This window comes from Halosegnis sp. (assembly GCF_042216475.1).
GTDB lineage: Archaea > Halobacteriota > Halobacteria > Halobacteriales > Haloarculaceae > Halosegnis.
On the sequence record NZ_JBDGTV010000013.1, the window covers coordinates 98,878 to 115,825 of the forward strand.

A 16,948-nucleotide genomic window follows, 5' to 3' on the forward strand; every position below is an offset into this window, starting at 1 on the left:
CGGCTGGATTATTGCCGATCTCTGGAGTACACCGCTGAAGGTTTACCTCGCGACACAGGACGTACTCCAGGTTGAGCCGTTAGGCGACGGTATTCGCTTCCATGCTCCGACGAGTGATGCACTGTTCGTGGGTGCGCGTTCACTTCACGAGCGACCAGCCCGGACGATTACTACACCAGCCGAACCACAGCCGTTGATGGAGGCTGTCACAGAGTTTGGGAACGCGCTAAAAGACCTCTCAAGCGAGCGGTCGTACCCGACACTCCGTGGCCATCCGCCCGCACTCGAGCTCGGCGACAGTCTCGAGATACCAGACGGCAAGCGAGCGCCGTCAACAGGCATCACTATCGAGGTACCCGAGTCGCTCCGTTCGGTGTATACCATCGCCCCACTCGCATACTACCTCGGTGCGACCGTTGAGCCCGGTAGTACCCCTCGACTGAGGACGGACGCCGGGGCGGACTTTTCGCTGACGGCCCGGGAGTCACTCTCAGCGACAGTCAGAGCAGTGCTTCGGCACATCTTCACATTAGACTGTCTCGCCCGAACCGAGGGGTACTACGAGGTGCCACTCGCCGAGCGACGGGCAGTCAGCGGACTTCTGGACACTACCGACGAGACTTGGGAATCCCTGTACAACCGGCCGGTTGCCCAGCAGGTAGCGACGTACCTGAACCTTCCATTCGAGCCGGTCACCGAGGTTGCCCCCGAGTGGCGACATACGGCAGACATCCCCGCGGACGAACGGGGCGTCGAGGTCCTTCCGTTCTTGACTGCGGACCTCGCCAGCATCCGATGTTACGACCCCGATACCGAACCGACTCCCGGCAGTCAATCAGGAGCCACGAGCCACGAATCGGGTGCAACCGAACGGATTGACGAAACTATGCGGCGCGAAGAGTCGAACGGACCGCCAGCAGGCGGCGAGCCAGTATCACGCGATGACCTGTTCCGGATACGTGATGCCCCGACCCCAGTACAATCGTATGTCGGAGACGGGTTCCCCATCGGGGCGAATAAAGCGTCCCGCATGTCATATGAGCAGCAGTTGACCGCCCGGGCTGACGCGAGTTCGAATGCCGAAGTGCTGGTCATCTGTAACGATCCCGAGATGATTGCGGAGACAGATGTTGAGGAGGCATACGCATCTTTTGAGTTGCTTCCCGTGATTACAGCCGTCGAGACAGACGTGTCCTGCGCAGGGCTCCGGGAGGCGTTCAGCCGAGATGTAGACCTCCTCCACTATATCGGCCACGTCGATTCTCGTGGAGTACAGGCCAGCGACGGCTTCCTTGACCTCGCGGCACTCGAGACGATTGGTGCAACCGCGTTCATTCTTAACGGCTGTCGGTCATTCAAGCAGGGGAGCAAACTGGTCGATGCTGGCGCTATCGGTGGTGTTGTGACGCTCGAGCGTGTCCACAATAGCCTCGCGACCGAAATAGGGCGCCATATCGCTCGGCTGGTGAACGCTGGTTGGCCACTGGACCAAGCGATGTCATTGCTGGAGGCCGACGCGCTCATCGGCGAATCATACGCTGTCGTTGGCGACGGCTCGACAGCACTCGTCGCGAACGCCGCGACACCGACATCATACACGCTTGGCACTCCCGGACCGGTTGGCACTACGCCAACGCCTCCGGATACTCCAGGCAGCGCCACCATCGAGGCCACTATCTACACCCACCCGACGCGTGCGTACAACCTTGGGACGCTGTTCCAGTCTCCCGTGGGAACGGACGATCAATACCTCTCCGGAGGGGAGATTGACACCTTCACTGTGTCCGCTCGCGAACTGGACCGCCTGTTCAGTGATGTGACTCTGCCGGTCGTCATCGATCATGAGCGGGCAGCTACGACGCTCTCCCTTCGGTGGAGTGACGATCTTGCTGGAGATATTAACCATCTGGTTGATACCGTCTACAGGACAGACGACGCTCCCGACTCACTTCGCGGTGAAGACATCTTTTCCACCGGATTCCTCGGAGACGATGAGGAGCAAGGTGATGACGCTGCCGGAGAGGAATGGCTATTCGATCAGACAGATACAGAGGACCGAGGGGTCCCCAAGTGGAGGTCCTGAGTCACCGCTGAATGCTGTTAAGATAGAAGTACAAAAGTTACCCTGTCGTCTTCGAGTGGCTCGGTCAGTTAGGGTCCAGGGTAGGAAGCTCCGCCTTCGCCGGCGATGACACCGCCAGCTTGCGAGAGCAGAAGCATCGCGGTGAACAAGACGCCAGTCATCTTCGGGTGCTCTGCAAGGAACGCCGCGACCGTGCTGTCATTCTCGGACATGACATCACCTTGGTCGGCGGGTGGGTGAATCAATCCCGGAGATAGTTTACAGCCACTGAACGGAGAATGTAGCCGGTCAAACAGGCACCTACTTTTTTATTTATGGCATTCAGAAATGGAAGGCCACAGGGTGGATCTGGGCAGCGACAACGCTCCAGTATCTGGTACGTGGATGCTGGCCCCGACTCAATTCTTCAAAAAAGGTTAGCCACCTTCGTCAACCGTCCGAAGAGAATGTCTCTGTTCCCCAGGTGCTCGCGTGTGCATTGCTCCGCGACGAAGTCAGACACTCCAAGCGATGGCACACCGCTGGAGACGTGCCCGTGGCGGCAACCACACCAATCGTCAAGGACAGTATCCGATACCAGTCATGAGCTGCACATGAGACACCCGTAGATACCACAAAGTGCCTCGCCCGTACTGGCGGGTAGCGAACGGAGGAAAGAGTGTTCACAACGACCACAGTTCGGCGGCTGCCGCATGGTGTGCGTGGGAGGCGGCCGCGGATGAATCGGCGGCCACAACACACATCGGCTCCGCCGTCGACGCTCCGGCGTGTCCAACAACTCCATCTCGGGGGCGGGCCGGTTCGGCGTGGCTGCGGCAGCCGGAGCTGCCGCGTGGGTGGTCGGCTATCTGGTCATGTATCTGGCGGCCGCCGATCGCATCCGCGAATCGTTGCTCGCGCCCGTGTTTCAGGCAGCCAATATCGAGGTGTGGCAGGCCATCGGCTGGTTGTTCTTCAACGCGCACTTTGTGTCTACGACGGTTGAGCTGGGGCTGTTTGGGACGGGCGTCGTTAATGCCGTCGGGGGTGACGACGGATTTACCTCGCTGTTGTACCTCCTCGCGCCGGTGTTGTTGACGGCGGCGGGAGGTGTCGTCGGCCGGGTCACTGATGCCGCCGAGATGGACGCGGCGAACGCGGCGTTGGCCGGCGCAGCGACCGTGTTCGGGTATGGCGTCCTCAGCGTTGTCGGGTTGCTCGCGGTCACGACGCCGAACGTCGCTCCCGATCCGGTGACGGCAGTGGTACTCGCCGGCGTGCTCTACCCGGTTACGTTCGGCGTGGCGGGCGCTGTGCTCGCGCGGTTATAGTTCTCTGGCGACCATCTCGCCCCAGTGGCTGAAGTCGTGTCGCTCGTAGAAGGTGCGGGCTCGCTCGTTGTCGCGGTCCACATCCAGCACCAGCCGGTCAAGCGGGAGGTCCTGCTCGCGGGCGTGGACGAGTGCCCGCTCCAGCAGGTCGTCGGCGAGACCAGTGCCGCGGCATTCGGGGCGGACATACAGTTCGTTGAGGACGGCCGCGTCCCAGATGAACGCGAGCCGCTCGGGCAACAGAAAACAGTAGCCGTCGAGACCGTCCTCGGCCGTGGCGACGAAGAGACACGATTCGTCGGCGACACACCGGTCGACCCACGCAAGCCACCGCTCGCGGTAGCGGTCGGTGAGTTTGGCGTCGTATGCGGCCGCCTTCTCGGTGCTGCCGCTCTCGCCGAGTCCCGTCTCGAAGGCGCGCTTCAGCGCCCAGAGCGCGTCAGCATCCCTCGGCTCGTAGGGCCGTATCATCGCTCGTCGCTCAGAGCGCCCGCCTCATGTGTCGTGCGGAGTCGCGCCAGCGTCACCAGTCCGCCCACCAGCAGTAACGTCACCTGCCAGCCCCGCTGGACGAGTGGGAATAGTCGCTCGTCGGCTGCTGATTCTGGACCAGGCTCCGGGTCGACGCCACTGGCGACGTGAACCTCTTTGGTGGAGCCGCGCTGCCCGATGTCGACGGTGCCACCACCGCCGGCATCGCTGTTCGTCGTCTCGCCCGTCTCGAGGAACGTCTGGAAGACGCCGCCGTCAGTCGAGTAGCCAACCGTACCGTCGACGGCCACGAACTGGTCAACGGCCGAGTACAGTGGGTTAACCCCCAACGGTGTGAACATGTCCAGCCCGAGACCGGCCACGACGTAGCCGAATAGCGCGACCCAGGCAACGGCGACAGCGTCGGGGCCGAATCGGCCGCGGAGCCATTGCTGTCCCCGCCGTGATCGGAGGGCCAGCGCGGCCACACCCGGCACGAATAGATTGTGGAGCGCCGCACGATGGGTAGACTCGACCACAAGCGAGGCAAACACGTCCAGATCAGGGATGATGGTTGCCGCCGCGACGGCGAGCGCGGCCCGGCGCGTGAATCGGTCGCCGAGCAATCCCGCCGCACACAGCAGAGCGAACGCAACGTGCACGAGCGTCGATGGCATCAGTCCTCACCTGCTGCGCCGGCAGCCACCTCGTCTGTCTCAAGTGTCGGTCGTGCTACGAGGCGGCCGCCGGCTACGATACCTCCCGCGAGCACCACGAGCAGTTCCCAGCCAGCACCGACGAGCAAGAGCCGCCGGGCTGCGCCGCCGTCGGGGCCCGCCACAGGGTCGAAAAACGATGGGACGCGGTAACTCCCGGCGACGGTCCCGTAACTGGCGCCTGGAAGCCAGGGCCCGCCCGCCAGTGTGGGCTTGAGAAGTGTAATCTCGACCCCCTGGGTCGTGCTGTAGACGACACCACCCGCAACGGCGAAGAAGCGGTCGTGCAGCGGCCAGAGAACGGCGGCGCTCTCGACGTTGAACAAATCGAGCGCGACGGCGGCGGCGTAGGCCGCGACGGCAACCCAGGCGATAGCGACGGCGTCGGGGCCGAATCGGCCGCGGAGCCATTGCTGTCCCCGCCGTGATCGGAGGGCCAGCGCGCCTGCACCCGGGATCCAAATGTTGTGAAGAGCGGCATTGTGGAGCCCCTCATCGACGAGCCAGAGGAGGGCGTCGAGGTCGGGAGCGACTGCCGCCGCGAGCACGACGGCCACCGCTCGCGCAGAGAAGGCCCGCTCCTTGAGGAGGGCAGCCGCCAAGAGCGCCCCAAGGCCGGCGGCGACGATTGGGGTTGGCATAGGCCGGCTGGGTGCGGAAACGGCTTAAGCGCCGCGCCGCAGTGGGGCGGTATGGACCGGAGCGCCCGGCGACAGCTGGCAGAGCACATCGCCGGCGAGGTGACGATGAGCGACGACCCGGGGGCGACGCTCCGCAAGTGGCGCACGGAGTTCGACGTGACCGGTGCCGAACTCGCGTCGACGCTGGATGTCTCGCCGTCTGTCGTCTCCGACTACGAGTCGGGCCGACGTGATTCGCCGGGAATCGGCGTGGTCAGGCGGTTCGTCGAAGGGCTGCTCGATATTGACGAGACACGCGGTGGCGACCGGCTCCGCCAGTTCGCCCGCGTACTCTCGGCGGGATTCGACTCCGACATCGTCCAAGATCTCCGCGAGTACCCTGCGACAGTGCCACTGGCCCGCTTTTACGACGCCGTCGACGCGACGGAGGTGGTCGCGGGCGGCAGCCTCGAGGATGGCCCGCGGACCGTTGCTGGCCACACGGTGATCAATTCGCTGGAGGCCATCTCGCGGCTGTCCTCGGAAGAGTTCTATCGGCTGTACGGCCAGTCGACCAACCGGACGCTCGTGTTCACGGGCGTCACCCGCGGCGAGGGGCCGCTGGTCGCACTCCGGGTAGCGACGCCGACGCCGACAGCCGTCCTCCTCCACGGGCTCTCGGAGGCGGAGCTGTGGGAACACGCGCCGCGGCTCGCACGGGCAGATGGCTACTCGCTGTCCGTCACTGAACAGCCGCTCGAAGAGACGCTGGCGGGGCTGCGCGCGCTTCCGTAGTCAGGGTTTGTGGGTAAACAGCACCACATCGCCCTCGTGGGTCGTCACGCACAGGTCCAGATCGAGCGATAGCTCGAGGCTGTTGTATTCGTCCGTACAGACCACAGCGTCGTCGAACGGCTCGTCACAGGCCGGACAGTTCATCGCGACGGTGTTCGTGTACGTCTCCACGCCGTCGGCCGACTCCATCGGCGTCACCGACGAGATGAGTTGGTCGTACTTCTCGTCGTCCATACGGTACCGTCCGCCCGGGAGGATATAGTTCTACGGCCCGGTCACGCCACGTAGCGGTATTTCCGTTCCCCCATCCGGCCCCAGCCGTCGAAGACGAACTCGTTGGAGGGGGCCGTGAACTCCTCGTAATCGCGATCCTTCGAGTGGTCGTGTGCGTCGTGAACCTCCTCGTACTCCTCGAAGGTGAGGTCGTAGCGGTTGGCAATCTGGTCGTCGATGTTCAGCCCGTCGATTTCGTCGGTCCAGCCGGGCTGGACCGTCTCGTGGTGGACCTCCGCCTGGGCGCCCGACCCGTATGAGGCGACGAGCAGTCGCCGGTCGGTCATCTCGCGGCCCTCGTCGCGGGCCCGCTTGAGCGCCGCGATCCGGGCGACGTGGACCGAACCAGTATACCAGTTGCCAACGTGGCGCGCGATGTCGAGCGTCGGGTCGATCGTCGTGTCGTACCACTCGGCGTACCGATCCGTCTCCTTCAGCGCGTCCGTGTAGTCGCTGACTGCCTCAAGGAACGCCTCCTCGTCGTCGAATTCGTCACGACGTGGCTGCATCCCAATCTCTTCGGCCAGCTGCGTCTCGATGTCCGTGTCCCGTGTGATGTGCCGGTACGCGAGGAGACCAGCCTTCCGGACCATCCCCGGGAACGGAGTGTGGAACGGGGCGTACACCAGTTCGTCGGGGTGGATGTCGCCGGCGACCGATTCGTAGTCCTCAACAGCCTCGCGCATCCGTGCGAGATACACCTGTACCGAGCGCTTGCCGTCGACGCTGGGGAATTGCTGGTTCGGCTTCAGGAAGTCCGTCTCGTCGGCACTCCCGTATCCTTGGGCGTCCGACAGCGAAACGAGACTCGGGTCCTCGTCGACCAGCATGGCGACGGCGCCAGCACCCTGCGTTGCCTCGCCGGGGTCGCCACGGGCGTACAGCGCGGTGTCCGTCGCGACGACGATGGCCGCCCTGCCACGGTTCCGCCCGGCGCGAATCCAGTTGTAAGCGTCGTCGATGGCCTGTGTGCCGGCGACGCAGGCGAACTTCCGCTCGCCTTTGTTGGCGTGATGGAAGTCGCCGTCGAACGTCTGCTCAAGACAGCCTGCGATGTATGTCGAGATGGGTTTGGAGTTGTCGAACGATGACTCCGTGGCGACGTCGATACGGCCGACATCCTCCGGCGAGAGCCCTTTCCGCTCCATCAGCCGCTTGCAAGCGTTCGCACCCATCGTCACGATATCCTCGTAGGTGTCCGGGAACGACGACTCGTAGAGTCCGAGTCCTTTCGTGTACTTGCCCGGGTCATCGCCCATCTCCGGCGCGAACGTCTCCGCGAGATCTAACTTGAGCTTCCCCGTCCAGATTTCGACGGCGTCAATTCCGACTTCGGTCATACTCGTGGCTCGCGCGGCTGGTATAAGGGTCTGACGACGAAGAGTTCGTCGGTCGTCGAAGTCAGTCAAGAGGCGCCAACGCCCGTCTGTGCATCCTCGTCGTTCTGGTCGTACTGCTGCTCAGTGCCATCGCTGAGGTCGATAATGCGGAGGCTACCGTCACTCGGTGACTGGTCGACGTAGACAACGTCCGGGTTCGACGTCCCGATGGTGTTTTGAACCGTCGCAATCGATCCGTCACTCACCGCACTATCTGTTGTGACACTGGCGACGTTTCCGCTGATGTCAACGTAACTGATGGTGTTGCTCCCATCCTTGTACGGCACGTCGAGGTCGTCGTCGCCGTCGAAGTCCGCTGGCTGTCCGACGGCGAGTGCGGCAGATGGTTTGGCGTTCACCGTGCTCGTGACTCCGTCGTCGAAGTAAGCTATCTTTCCATTCGTGTCTTTAATGTAGATAATGTCCTTGTCGCCGTCGCCGTCGAAATCTTCGTAACCAACAATGTTGGAAGCCGTCACCTCGTTGCCATTCTGGTCGGTGATTGTAGTCGGCGTCCCACCGTCATTCACGTCGATGTGCTTGATGTACTGGTTGTTGCTCCCGACGAAGATGATTTCCTCCGAGCCGTCGCCGTCGAAATCACCGACTCCGAGGTGCGTCTTCAGAGCGCCGGTGTTCACGAGTTCTTTCTGTTGGTTGTTCGAAGCTTCAGTGTACAGCAGGTCTTGGTCGCCGTTGACGTAGGGAATCTCGAGGTCCCCGTCGCTACCGTCGATGTTCGCCTCTTTCGCTCCGAGTCCAAGGACATCCTTGTTGTTCTTCGTGGCGAATTCCGTTGAGGTAGTGCCGTCGTAGCCAATCGAGAGTAGACTCGCGCTGTCCCCGCCGTCCACGTACACCACCTCGCTCGGTAGCCGCGGCGCGAGTCCACCGCCGGACTGGTCGGAGACGTCCACAAAGTATCGAGCATTTGAGCCATCGTCGTACTCAACTGCGAACTCGAAGAGGTCGTCTTTTCGCATCCCTGAGTCTGCCAGCGTGATGGTCTCGGTGCCGCCTGCAGGCACCGTCACGCTCTCGTCGACTGTTTCGAGTGCGTCACCGACCCGGAATTCGTCATTCGTGTTCCCATTCAGAATTAACGACTGGACCTCGCTCTGTTTGTTTGCTTCGTAGTAGAAGGCGACACGCGCGCGGCTGAACGTCCGGTCCTCGTCACCGTTGTTCTTGAACGTGAGGTCGACGCTATTGCTATTCTGGTTGAACGTCGCCGATTGGAGCGTCACCGAGTCTGGCCCAGCGGGATTAACTGTGTCTGCACCACTGCCACCGCCATCACCGCCGGTGAAGCCGTCGCTGATTGTCTCGCGGGCGCCCTCCGGCGGGTCACCGCCGACACCGACCGGCGTGCAAATGACGGTGTAGTCGCCCGTCAGCGTCAACTCAAGCACGTCGTCGGTACGGTCGTCGGGGGTGCCGCTGTCGTCGACAGTGACGTCACCGGCGGCTACCTCGCCAGAGAGCAGTTGCTCCCACCGCTCCTCAGAGAGCCGGGTCGGCACCCGAACAGTGGGGTCGGTGACGGCGGTCGTCTCGATCTCACCGGGAACGAACTCAACGGACACAGTGGCGATGCCGTTCTCCTCGTACTCATTGCGTATCGGGACGAGATTGATCCGCTCGCCGGCAACAAGCTTCTGCCCAGAATCGGTCACCGCAGCGCTGTCGTACTGTCGGTACACCACGGTATTCTCAACGGCGAACCTCGGCGGGTTGTCGAGGAAATTGTAGTTAGCGCTGTACCGTAACTGGCGCGTCTCGTCGGTGTCGTCACCGTTGGCGACTGGACAGACATCAACACCAGTCCCGCCCTCCGTGACGGAGATGGGCCGCGTCTCGGTGGTCTGTACAGTCCCGCTGACCGGCGCAGGATTGAGCGCGAGCAGCCGGAATGGATAGCGGGTGCCAAGTTGCACGTCAACCGACGGTTGATCGCCGTCGAAAGCGCTGTTCAATAGCGCTGATCGAGCCTCTGTGAGGTCGTTCTGGACCGACAGCGAGTGTTCGAACTCGGCGTCTTCGTTCTGCTGTGGGACGATGACCGCCTGGTAAGAGACGAAAGCCGTGACGAGGATGGCGAAGACGAGCGTGAATCCGATGACAACGGACTGTCCTCGCTCGTCAACGCCGAACATGCTCGTGAATCGTCTCCGCTTCGCAACCGGGCGATAAAAACGTCGCGGCCCTCAGTCCTCCTCGACGACCTCTGGGTCCGCGAGGGCATCCTGCAGAGAGTCGAGGCCGTTGACCCACTCGGCGACGTAGCCATACTCGAGGTCGGCGGCGATACCGCTCACGTCCGTGTCGGCCCCGTCGATGACGAGCGTGCCTGCCTGCGCGCAGTAGTTGAAGGCTGTGTCGAGGTCTTCCTCGGCCTCGGCGTCGACGGCCGCCTGGATATTTGCCTCGACGGTCCCGTCTTCAGGCGCGCCGTCGATGACGAACATCTCAGCGGCGGCCGCGACACAGTGCAGCGCCATCTGAACGGAGTCGACGAGCATCGCCACCTCCTCATCCTCGATGTCTGCCTCGGCGAGCACCACACCGGCGAACTCCTCGAGTTCATCCAGTGCGGCCTCCTCGCCGAGCAGGCCATCCTGGAACGCCGTGATGATCTTCGCGACGGCGATGGCGGCGTCATCCTGCAGATTCAGCAGGAGCCGGGCGGAGTCTTCGTCCTCGGGGTCAATCTCTTCATCGCGGAGCCGGTCGAGCCAGTTGGCCCACCGGTCCTCGCTGTAGAACTCCTCCGGTAGCTCGCCATCACCGTCACTCTCACTCATGTGTCTCGGCTCACGTTGCCAGCGGTATAAGCGTTTCAAGCCACAGGTCCGGGTGCGGCCGGCTCCCACGGAGGGAAAGACCCATGCCCGCCACGGGGCAGGTGTGGGTATGATAGCCGTCGTCGGCGGGGGAATCGCCGGACTCGCCGCCGCCTACCGACTCCAGCAGCACGGCTACGAGCCGACCGTTTTCGAGGCGTCTGGCACCGTCGGCGGACTGGCAGCCACCTACGAGACCGCTGGCGACCGCATCGAAGCGTTCTACCACCACCTCTCGGCGACCGAGGAGACAATCGTCGAACTCGCTGAGGAACTTGGCGTTGGCGACCGGCTGGAGTGGCGGTGGGGCCACGACTCCTACTATGTCGATGGCGTCGTCCACCCCCTCAATACCGCCTGGGAGATCGCTGCCTACCCGCATCTGTCCGTCTACGACAAGTTCCGGCTCGGCATGCTCACCCTTGGGGTGGACGTGCGTGGCGGCCGTCCCTCGTTCGATAACTACGACGACCTCGCGGCCTTCGAACACGTCCCAATCAAGGACTTTCTGCTTGAGCACACCACCCGCGGTGTCTACGAGTACTTTTTCGAGCCGCTGTTGGACGCGAAGTTCGGCTCCCGAAAGGAGGACGTCAGCGCGGCGTGGCTGCTCGGCCGGATACAGTTCCGCGGCGAACGGGACCTGACGAAAGGCGAACGACTGGGCTACTTTGAGGGTAGCTTCGGCGTCCTGCTGGACGCACTCGTGGAGGCAGTCGGCCGCGAGAACGTCCACACCGACACGCCCGTCCAAGACATCAGCTTCGGCGAACGGGTCGAGGAGATCGTCGTCGGCCACGAGGGCGACAGACAGGTTCACGATGTCGACGACGTCATCGTCTCAACGATGCCGCACCTACTGGAGCGGTGGACTGGCTACGAGTGTGATATCGACTTCCAGGGATCTGTTTGTGCCGTCGTTGGGATGGACGAGGCTGTCACGGACACCTACTGGCTCAACATTGCCGACGAGGCGCCGTTCGGTGCGCTCATCGAGCATACAAATTTCGTGCCGCCCGAACGGTACGGTGGCGAACACCTGCTTTACTGTGCGAGCTACGTCCAAGACACCGACGAGCCGCTTTGGCAGATGTCTGACGCCAAGGTACGCGACCACTGGCTCGCCGGCGTCGCGGAACTGTTTCCGGCATTCGACCGCGAACAGGTGAACTGGATGAACGTGGCGCGCAACCCCCGGACCGCACCCATCTATGAGCGAGGCTACCTCGATATGGTGGTTCCCTACGACCTCGAGGAGGTCACCGGAGGACTCTACTATGCGGGGATGGCCTCGCGCGCCCAGTACCCCGAGCGGTCGCTCAACGGCGGAGTCGTCGCCGGTTACGAGGCAGCCGACCGGCTGGCAGCGAACAGATAACCGGCGTGATCGCCCATGGCTCGGTCAGACGATTCCCAGCAGGAACCCGATACCCGTTAGAGCGGTCACGCCGACAAGCACTGGTCCGTACCCCGCCTCGAGTCGGGCCTCAGGAATCGCATCGAGGATTCGTGGCGCGACGAGCGCGCCCACCGCTGCACTCGCGCCGAACGGCACGACGATGTCCCAGCGCACGCCGAGCAACGTCGCGTACCACGCGACGCCAGCCATGGAAACGCCGAGAATGCAGAAAACGCTCGTACCAACGACGGCCGCCGCTGGTAAGCCGAGCGCGTACAGGCCCGGCAGCAAGGCCGGCGTTCCAGAGATACCGAACGTCGCCGACAGCAGGCCGGTGGCCGCCCCGAGGCCGACAGCGAACACGGCCCGTAGCGGTGTGAGCGGCGGCGGAGCCCCGACGGCGTCGGGTCGCCGGTCCAGCAAGTACAGGAGAGCGGCGACGACAACCAGAAAGCCCCCAAACATCCGCGTGAGCAGCCCCTCCGAAACGGCCCCCACGACCCGGGCACCGAGATAGGCACCGCCGACGGCACCTGCTACGACAGCGAGCCCGTAGTCAGCGGCGACATTGCCGCGGCGAGCATGGCCGAGACTGCCAAACGCCGTCGTCGCGATGACCGTTGCGAGGCTAGTGGGCACAGCGACCGCATACGGGAGTTCCACGACGACGAGCAAGACAGCCAGGTAAAACACGCCACCACCCCCTCCGAGCAAGGTGACGGCCAGCCCGAGGAGGAATCCGGCGACTATGACGAGCGGGGCGACCACCGACGGTCAGTCGGCAGTGGCGTCCTCGTCGTCGTCCAGTCCGGGTGCTGCTGAGACATCCACCTCGTCGGGCGACGGCTCGACTGCATTCTCGCCCTGGATGATGGTTTCACCGTCGTCGACGTACACGTCGTCGGCGAAGCCGGCGACAGCGTTCTCGAATTCGCCATCCTCGAGGGCATCGGGCGTTGCGGGTGCCTCCCGGATGCCCGCTGCCGGGCGGAACTCGCCCAGTGGGTCGTCGATAGTGATGCCATGCTCGCTGAAGAACGACTCGTAGCGGCGGTAATGTTCCTCGAGTTCATCGGCGGGGATCTCCATCATCTCCGCCCAGCCGTGGTTGAAGAAGTCGAAGTTCGCCTGGATGTGCGTGATTTCTCGCGCCTCCGCCTCCGGGTAGCCGGCCTGCAGGGCGGCAACGTAGGTGTCCATCGTCGCGTCGAAGAAGTCATCGAGGTGTGCTTCCCGTTCATCGCGGCGGGATTCGTCGGCTTTCCCGAGGAAAATCTTCGTGTGGAGGTCAACCAGTTTGTCGTTGGCGTAGCTCCCGATGACCGGTGTGGTCAGTGCCTTCTTTGCGGCCCAGTGACGGACGTTCTGGCTAATCTTCATACCAGTTCTGAGAGGGCAAGCCGTTTGAATCCCCCGCCCTGGGGGCCGTCGGGGACCGGTTCAACCACGGTAAAAGACCTTCATACTTGGATGACAACGCACATTAACGGGCCTCACCAACCCTGATTCATGAGTTCGTCGTACGTCATCATCGGCGACGGAATTGCGGGCAGCTCCGCCGCCGAGACCGTTCGGGAGGCAGACCCGGACGCCAGCGTCACCGTCATCACTGACGAGGGGGAGGCCCTCTACAATCGCATTCTCATCAAAGAGTTCGCCAAAGGGAAGCTCCCGGCTGCGCCCGTCTCAATCCACGACCCGGACTGGTACGCCGAACGAGACATCAATCTTCAACTCAACACCCACGTGACGACGGTCGACGCCGACGCTCACGAGGTTCACACACACGCCGGCGACGTCTACGAGTACGACAAGCTGTTGGTCGCGACAGGCGGCACTCCGACCCAACTCCCTGTCGAGAACGCCAACGCCGAGGGCATCCACCACTTCTGGACGTTCGAGGACGCCCGCGCCATCAAGGAGAACGCCGGGCGCGCCGAGAAGGGTGTCGTCGTTGGCGCTGGACTGCTCGGTATCGACCTTGCGGCCATCTGTGGCGCACAGGACGTCGAGGCCCACTATCTGATGCGCGGGGAGTGCTGGTGGCGCTACGCGCTCTCGAAGGAGGGCGCCGATATCATCCACGACGCGCTCCGTGAGAAGGGGGTTACGCCCGTGTTCGACTCCGGGGTTGACCACTTCGAGACAGACGACGAAGGCCACGTGTCGGCTGCTGTCGACCCGAACGGTGACCGCTACGAAGCAACGTTCGTCGGCGCGGCCATCGGGCTCGATTTCAACACAGAGTTCCTGCAGGACACCGACCTCGTCATTGAGAACGGCATCCACACAGACGAGCACATGCGGACGAACGTCGAAGATATCTATGCGGCCGGTGACATTACCCAATTCCACGATGTCCTGCTTGGCGAGCGGGCCCAGAACGGCGCGTGGGGCTCAGCGAAAGAGCAGGGCTCCGTCGCCGGCCAGAACATGGTTGCCGACTGGGACGAGCCGGCCGAGACCTTCGAGTGGGTCTCCTCGTACTCTATCACCCACTTCGACTTCCCATTCCTCTCGTTTGGCCACCCTACGCTGGGCGACAACACCGTCGAGCGGAAGTACTCCGACACGGAGTGGCGGCGCGTCGCCATCAAAGACGGGCAGGTCATCGGCGGTGTGCTCATCGGTGATCTCGCGCCGCAGTCGGCGTTGAAACAGCTCGCCCGCGACCAGGTGGACGTCCGCGGGCAGGAGGAACTCCTGCTCGCCGAGTCCATCGATGTCGACCAGTTCGAAGCTGTCGAAGCGGAGTAACCGACGGATTCCGAAGCGTTTTCTCCCGGGAGCGCCCCCGACGAGATAACTATGCAAGGCGGCGGCTCATCCGACATGACGCTCGCATTCGAGCTGGCAGCGCTCAAGCGACTGGCCGACCCGGAAGCGGTATTTGCCGACGCCCGGACCTGGAGCGAGTACGTCGGCGTCGTGAGCGATAAACCGACGTATGTGGTGACGAACTTTACACGGAAGAACCGCATCCGGCAGGACTTCTTCTCGGGGCCTCGCGGCAAGGCGGAGTCACTGGGCAACGTGAAAAAGCAGTTCGAGACCGACCGACACGTGTTCATCGGCGTCCCGGACAGCGACGACCCCGACGTCGCCGAGGAGGTTGGCTGGGAGTTTCTTCCAATCGAGCAGGCGGCTGAAGCCGCCGAATGGACGCTGGGGGACCCCGAGACGACACGTCAAGAGCGCGAGGGAGCCGACGACCGGGACGACTGGCCGTAGATGGACGGCCCGCGTGCGCTCCGAGAGACGATTGCTGCGCTGCGCGGCCGCGCCGGCGCCGGCCTCGTGCCGCTGTTCGTCGCCATCGGTGCCGCGACGGTGGTGGCCCAGCAGACGCTCGCGGACGCCGCCGCTCGACTCGCTGCCCGTGCCGATGTCTCTACCGGGAGCCTGCTACTTGATCCGGCTGCGACGGCGACACCGCTGTCGCTGGGCGTCTCATATCCGGTCGCCTTAGCCACGGTATTCGGCGTCGCCCTGGTCGCCGAGTACGCCGCAGTGGTGACCCTCCGAGTCGTTACCGGCAGCGCCCTCCGGAGTGCCGCCACGCGGCGTGTCGTCACGACCGTGGCTGTTGGCTTCCTCGTGGGGAGTCTCGTCCGCACGCTCGTCGCGCTTGGGCTGCTCGCGCTCGTCGTGCCAGGCGTGTTCCTCGCCGTCTCTCTGCTGTTCGCCCACGCTGCAATCGCCATCGACGACGCAGGGCCATGGGAGGCGCTCGAGCGGGCCTGGGAGTTGGCGTCGGGTCGCCGGACTGAACTCGCAGGCATCCTCTCATTGCTGGTGGTTCTCTACCTGACGCCGCGGCTCGTCGGCTCGTACGTCCCTGGAACGCCCGGCCTGCTGGCTGGCGGCGCTGTCGCCGGGGTAGGCGGTCTGTTGTCGGCCGGCGTCGTCGGCCGGGCGTATCATGCGGCGACACGGGAGGGCGACGAGCCGGATCACGAGCCAGAGGAGACGGATCCGTACGATGCACCGCTCGGGGCCGACGACCTCCCCGAGCCGGAGTGACCCCTTGGTGTAGACGCGCTTTTACGTCGCGCGTGCCGAGACCAGGTATGCCGGAGCCACGGGTGCCGGGTGGACGGGGCGAACTGCTCGAGTTGCCGTGCGGCGAGCAGAAGGCCGTCTACGACATCGATATGGGAATGCGTGGATTCGACTGCGACTGTGGGGCACGTCATGCTGTCGTCGTCGACGTTCACCCCCTCTCACGGTTCGTCCCCGAGTTCCTCGTCGATACCCTCCGGACCGTGGTGGACACGACGACAGAGGGAGCCTTCTCTATGACCCATCTGATGGGCATCGTGCTCGAGGAGTTTCCCGATTCGGTGGTCGCCGCGGACGTCAGCGACGACGGCGAGGTGGGTTATGCTGTCATCTGGGTGACTGACTTCGACTCCCGGCGGCTCCACGAGGTTGCTGTGGAACTGCTCGTGGAGTTGATGGACCACGCGATGAGCCACGCAGACGACGATACTGCGGTCTCCGAATTCGAATCCCAACTGTTGGAGTTCGACATCGAGGCGTTCGTCGAGCAGTACCGTCAGGAGCGGAACTTTCAGAGCGAACATGACTCGCCCGCGTGAGCGTGTGACACAGTCTGTCGGACGCAGCCGACGCGTGCGTCGGCCCGCCGCCCGCGGGTTCGGCCGGGGCAGCTGTCTGACGCGTGTCTGACGGGTAAATAAGTCGTTCGGGGTGTTGTGTATGCACATGCGCATACGCCGAGGCGAGTTCGAGCGCATTCGCTCGGTGCTCGCGGAGGCCGACCCGGACGGGCCGCTGACGGCCCGCGAGATACTGGCGGTGCTCGAAGAGCACGGCGAGGAGTTCGATAGCCCCCACCAGGTCGCGACAGTACTTGGCCGGCGGGCCGAGTACGGCGATGTCGAAATTATTCGCGACCAGCCGTACCGGTACCGAATCAACCACTGACGGGCGGATGTTCTCAGTGCTCGCTGGCGACCACCACCTCCGTGTATCGCCCTCGCGAGTTCGTCGGCAATTCGAAACCCGAAACTGCTTTGCGAATATCGTAACAGTT

19 protein-coding genes are annotated in these 16,948 nt (G+C 63.6%); 9 read left to right on the plus strand and 10 right to left on the minus strand.

Going from position 1 to position 16,948, the window contains the following annotated elements:
• Positions 1 to 196: 196 nt before the first annotated feature.
• The gene (locus tag ABEJ63_RS09050) at positions 197 to 2,083 is read left to right on the plus strand and encodes a hypothetical protein (RefSeq protein ID WP_375796038.1); all 1,887 of its coding nucleotides are present in this window, start codon (positions 197 to 199) and stop codon (positions 2,081 to 2,083) included.
• Between the two features lie 68 nt (positions 2,084 to 2,151).
• On the opposite strand, the gene ABEJ63_RS09055 is transcribed toward ABEJ63_RS09050, so the two are convergent.
• Positions 2,152 to 2,295, minus strand: a complete 144-nt coding sequence (locus ABEJ63_RS09055) for a hypothetical protein (protein WP_375796039.1) — start codon at positions 2,293 to 2,295, stop codon at positions 2,152 to 2,154.
• A gap of 555 nt (positions 2,296 to 2,850) precedes the next feature.
• On the opposite strand from ABEJ63_RS09055, the gene ABEJ63_RS09060 reads away from it, so the two are divergent.
• Positions 2,851 to 3,393, plus strand: a complete 543-nt coding sequence (locus ABEJ63_RS09060) for a transporter (protein ID WP_375796040.1) — start codon at positions 2,851 to 2,853, stop codon at positions 3,391 to 3,393.
• Here ABEJ63_RS09060 and ABEJ63_RS09065 read toward each other — a convergent pair.
• Genes ABEJ63_RS09065 through ABEJ63_RS09075 form a run of 3 tightly spaced genes read right to left on the minus strand, consistent with a single transcriptional unit; the run spans position 3,388 to position 5,221 of the window.
• The gene (locus ABEJ63_RS09065) at positions 3,388 to 3,864 is read right to left on the minus strand and encodes a GNAT family N-acetyltransferase (RefSeq protein WP_375796041.1); all 477 of its coding nucleotides are present in this window, start codon (positions 3,862 to 3,864) and stop codon (positions 3,388 to 3,390) included. The genes ABEJ63_RS09060 and ABEJ63_RS09065 overlap by 6 nt on opposite strands.
• On the minus strand, positions 3,861 to 4,541 hold the full coding sequence (locus ABEJ63_RS09070; RefSeq protein ID WP_375796042.1) for a metal-dependent hydrolase: 681 nt from the start codon (positions 4,539 to 4,541) through the stop codon (positions 3,861 to 3,863). Before ABEJ63_RS09070 ends, ABEJ63_RS09065 begins: the two co-directional genes overlap by 4 nt.
• Positions 4,541 to 5,221, minus strand: coding sequence for a hypothetical protein (locus ABEJ63_RS09075; RefSeq protein ID WP_375796043.1), 681 nt, complete (start codon positions 5,219 to 5,221; stop codon positions 4,541 to 4,543). The genes ABEJ63_RS09070 and ABEJ63_RS09075 overlap by 1 nt, the downstream gene beginning before the upstream one ends.
• Positions 5,222 to 5,272: 51 nt before the next feature.
• On the opposite strand from ABEJ63_RS09075, the gene ABEJ63_RS09080 reads away from it, so the two are divergent.
• A complete protein-coding gene (locus tag ABEJ63_RS09080) occupies positions 5,273 to 5,995 on the plus strand; it encodes a helix-turn-helix domain-containing protein (RefSeq protein WP_375796044.1) in 723 nt (240 codons plus the stop codon).
• Here the strand turns inward: ABEJ63_RS09080 and ABEJ63_RS09085 are convergent, their stop codons facing one another.
• The 4 genes from ABEJ63_RS09085 to ABEJ63_RS09100 all read right to left on the minus strand — a co-directional run bounded on the left by ABEJ63_RS09085 (position 5,996) and on the right by ABEJ63_RS09100 (position 10,451).
• Positions 5,996 to 6,229, minus strand: a complete 234-nt coding sequence (locus ABEJ63_RS09085; protein WP_375796045.1) for a hypothetical protein — start codon at positions 6,227 to 6,229, stop codon at positions 5,996 to 5,998. It lies immediately after the preceding gene.
• 41 nt (positions 6,230 to 6,270) lie between these two features.
• Complete coding sequence (gene hmgB, locus ABEJ63_RS09090) at positions 6,271 to 7,608, minus strand: hydroxymethylglutaryl-CoA synthase (protein WP_375796046.1); 1,338 nt, start codon at positions 7,606 to 7,608, stop codon at positions 6,271 to 6,273.
• A 65-nt stretch (positions 7,609 to 7,673) separates the two neighbouring features.
• Positions 7,674 to 9,803, minus strand: a complete 2,130-nt coding sequence (locus tag ABEJ63_RS09095; protein WP_375796047.1) for an FG-GAP repeat domain-containing protein — start codon at positions 9,801 to 9,803, stop codon at positions 7,674 to 7,676.
• Positions 9,804 to 9,854: 51 nt separating this feature from the next.
• Positions 9,855 to 10,451: a DUF2150 family protein gene (locus ABEJ63_RS09100; protein WP_375796048.1), complete on the minus strand. Its 597-nt coding sequence runs from the start codon at positions 10,449 to 10,451 to the stop codon at positions 9,855 to 9,857.
• Positions 10,452 to 10,560: 109 nt separating this feature from the next.
• On the opposite strand from ABEJ63_RS09100, the gene ABEJ63_RS09105 reads away from it, so the two are divergent.
• Positions 10,561 to 11,868 carry an NAD(P)/FAD-dependent oxidoreductase gene (locus ABEJ63_RS09105; protein WP_375796049.1) on the plus strand — a complete coding sequence of 436 codons (1,308 nt, stop codon included), beginning with the start codon at positions 10,561 to 10,563 and terminating at the stop codon, positions 11,866 to 11,868.
• A 24-nt stretch (positions 11,869 to 11,892) separates the two neighbouring features.
• Here ABEJ63_RS09105 and ABEJ63_RS09110 read toward each other — a convergent pair whose 3' ends face one another.
• Positions 11,893 to 12,657 carry a sulfite exporter TauE/SafE family protein gene (locus ABEJ63_RS09110; protein WP_375796050.1) on the minus strand — a complete coding sequence of 255 codons (765 nt, stop codon included), beginning with the start codon at positions 12,655 to 12,657 and terminating at the stop codon, positions 11,893 to 11,895.
• Positions 12,658 to 12,663: 6 nt separating this feature from the next.
• Positions 12,664 to 13,269, minus strand: a complete 606-nt coding sequence (locus tag ABEJ63_RS09115) for a DUF6149 family protein (protein ID WP_375796051.1) — start codon at positions 13,267 to 13,269, stop codon at positions 12,664 to 12,666.
• A gap of 129 nt (positions 13,270 to 13,398) precedes the next feature.
• Here ABEJ63_RS09115 and ABEJ63_RS09120 point away from each other — a divergent pair, with 129 nt between their 5' ends.
• The 5 genes from ABEJ63_RS09120 to ABEJ63_RS09140 all read left to right on the plus strand — a co-directional run bounded on the left by ABEJ63_RS09120 (position 13,399) and on the right by ABEJ63_RS09140 (position 16,839).
• Positions 13,399 to 14,646: an NAD(P)/FAD-dependent oxidoreductase gene (locus tag ABEJ63_RS09120; protein WP_375796052.1), complete on the plus strand. Its 1,248-nt coding sequence runs from the start codon at positions 13,399 to 13,401 to the stop codon at positions 14,644 to 14,646.
• Positions 14,647 to 14,697: 51 nt separating this feature from the next.
• Positions 14,698 to 15,120, plus strand: a complete 423-nt coding sequence (locus ABEJ63_RS09125; RefSeq protein WP_375796053.1) for a hypothetical protein — start codon at positions 14,698 to 14,700, stop codon at positions 15,118 to 15,120.
• A complete protein-coding gene (locus ABEJ63_RS09130; protein WP_375796054.1) occupies positions 15,121 to 15,912 on the plus strand; it encodes a hypothetical protein in 792 nt (263 codons plus the stop codon).
• A gap of 47 nt (positions 15,913 to 15,959) precedes the next feature.
• Positions 15,960 to 16,490, plus strand: coding sequence for a DUF5815 family protein (locus tag ABEJ63_RS09135; RefSeq protein ID WP_375796055.1), 531 nt, complete (start codon positions 15,960 to 15,962; stop codon positions 16,488 to 16,490).
• 127 nt (positions 16,491 to 16,617) lie between these two features.
• Positions 16,618 to 16,839 carry a hypothetical protein gene (locus ABEJ63_RS09140; protein ID WP_375796056.1) on the plus strand — a complete coding sequence of 74 codons (222 nt, stop codon included), beginning with the start codon at positions 16,618 to 16,620 and terminating at the stop codon, positions 16,837 to 16,839.
• The last annotated feature ends 109 nt before the right edge of the window (positions 16,840 to 16,948 follow it).

Coding starts and splice junctions, on each gene's coding strand:
- ABEJ63_RS09050 (WP_375796038.1), top strand. CDS start 197: ATGGAGGCTGTCACAGAGTTTGGGAACGCGCTAAAAGACCTCTCAAGC.
- ABEJ63_RS09055 (WP_375796039.1), bottom strand. CDS start 2,295: ATGTCCGAGAATGACAGCACGGTCGCGGCGTTCCTTGCAGAGCACCCG.
- ABEJ63_RS09065 (WP_375796041.1), bottom strand. CDS start 3,864: ATGATACGGCCCTACGAGCCGAGGGATGCTGACGCGCTCTGGGCGCTG.
- ABEJ63_RS09070 (WP_375796042.1), bottom strand. CDS start 4,541: ATGCCATCGACGCTCGTGCACGTTGCGTTCGCTCTGCTGTGTGCGGCG.
- ABEJ63_RS09075 (WP_375796043.1), bottom strand. CDS start 5,221: ATGCCAACCCCAATCGTCGCCGCCGGCCTTGGGGCGCTCTTGGCGGCT.
- ABEJ63_RS09080 (WP_375796044.1), top strand. CDS start 5,273: ATGGACCGGAGCGCCCGGCGACAGCTGGCAGAGCACATCGCCGGCGAG.
- ABEJ63_RS09085 (WP_375796045.1), bottom strand. CDS start 6,229: ATGGACGACGAGAAGTACGACCAACTCATCTCGTCGGTGACGCCGATG.
- hmgB (WP_375796046.1), bottom strand. CDS start 7,608: ATGACCGAAGTCGGAATTGACGCCGTCGAAATCTGGACGGGGAAGCTC.
- ABEJ63_RS09095 (WP_375796047.1), bottom strand. CDS start 9,803: ATGTTCGGCGTTGACGAGCGAGGACAGTCCGTTGTCATCGGATTCACG.
- ABEJ63_RS09100 (WP_375796048.1), bottom strand. CDS start 10,451: ATGAGTGAGAGTGACGGTGATGGCGAGCTACCGGAGGAGTTCTACAGC.
- ABEJ63_RS09105 (WP_375796049.1), top strand. CDS start 10,561: ATGATAGCCGTCGTCGGCGGGGGAATCGCCGGACTCGCCGCCGCCTAC.
- ABEJ63_RS09115 (WP_375796051.1), bottom strand. CDS start 13,269: ATGAAGATTAGCCAGAACGTCCGTCACTGGGCCGCAAAGAAGGCACTG.
- ABEJ63_RS09120 (WP_375796052.1), top strand. CDS start 13,399: ATGAGTTCGTCGTACGTCATCATCGGCGACGGAATTGCGGGCAGCTCC.
- ABEJ63_RS09125 (WP_375796053.1), top strand. CDS start 14,698: ATGCAAGGCGGCGGCTCATCCGACATGACGCTCGCATTCGAGCTGGCA.
- ABEJ63_RS09130 (WP_375796054.1), top strand. CDS start 15,121: ATGGACGGCCCGCGTGCGCTCCGAGAGACGATTGCTGCGCTGCGCGGC.
- ABEJ63_RS09135 (WP_375796055.1), top strand. CDS start 15,960: ATGCCGGAGCCACGGGTGCCGGGTGGACGGGGCGAACTGCTCGAGTTG.
- ABEJ63_RS09140 (WP_375796056.1), top strand. CDS start 16,618: ATGCGCATACGCCGAGGCGAGTTCGAGCGCATTCGCTCGGTGCTCGCG.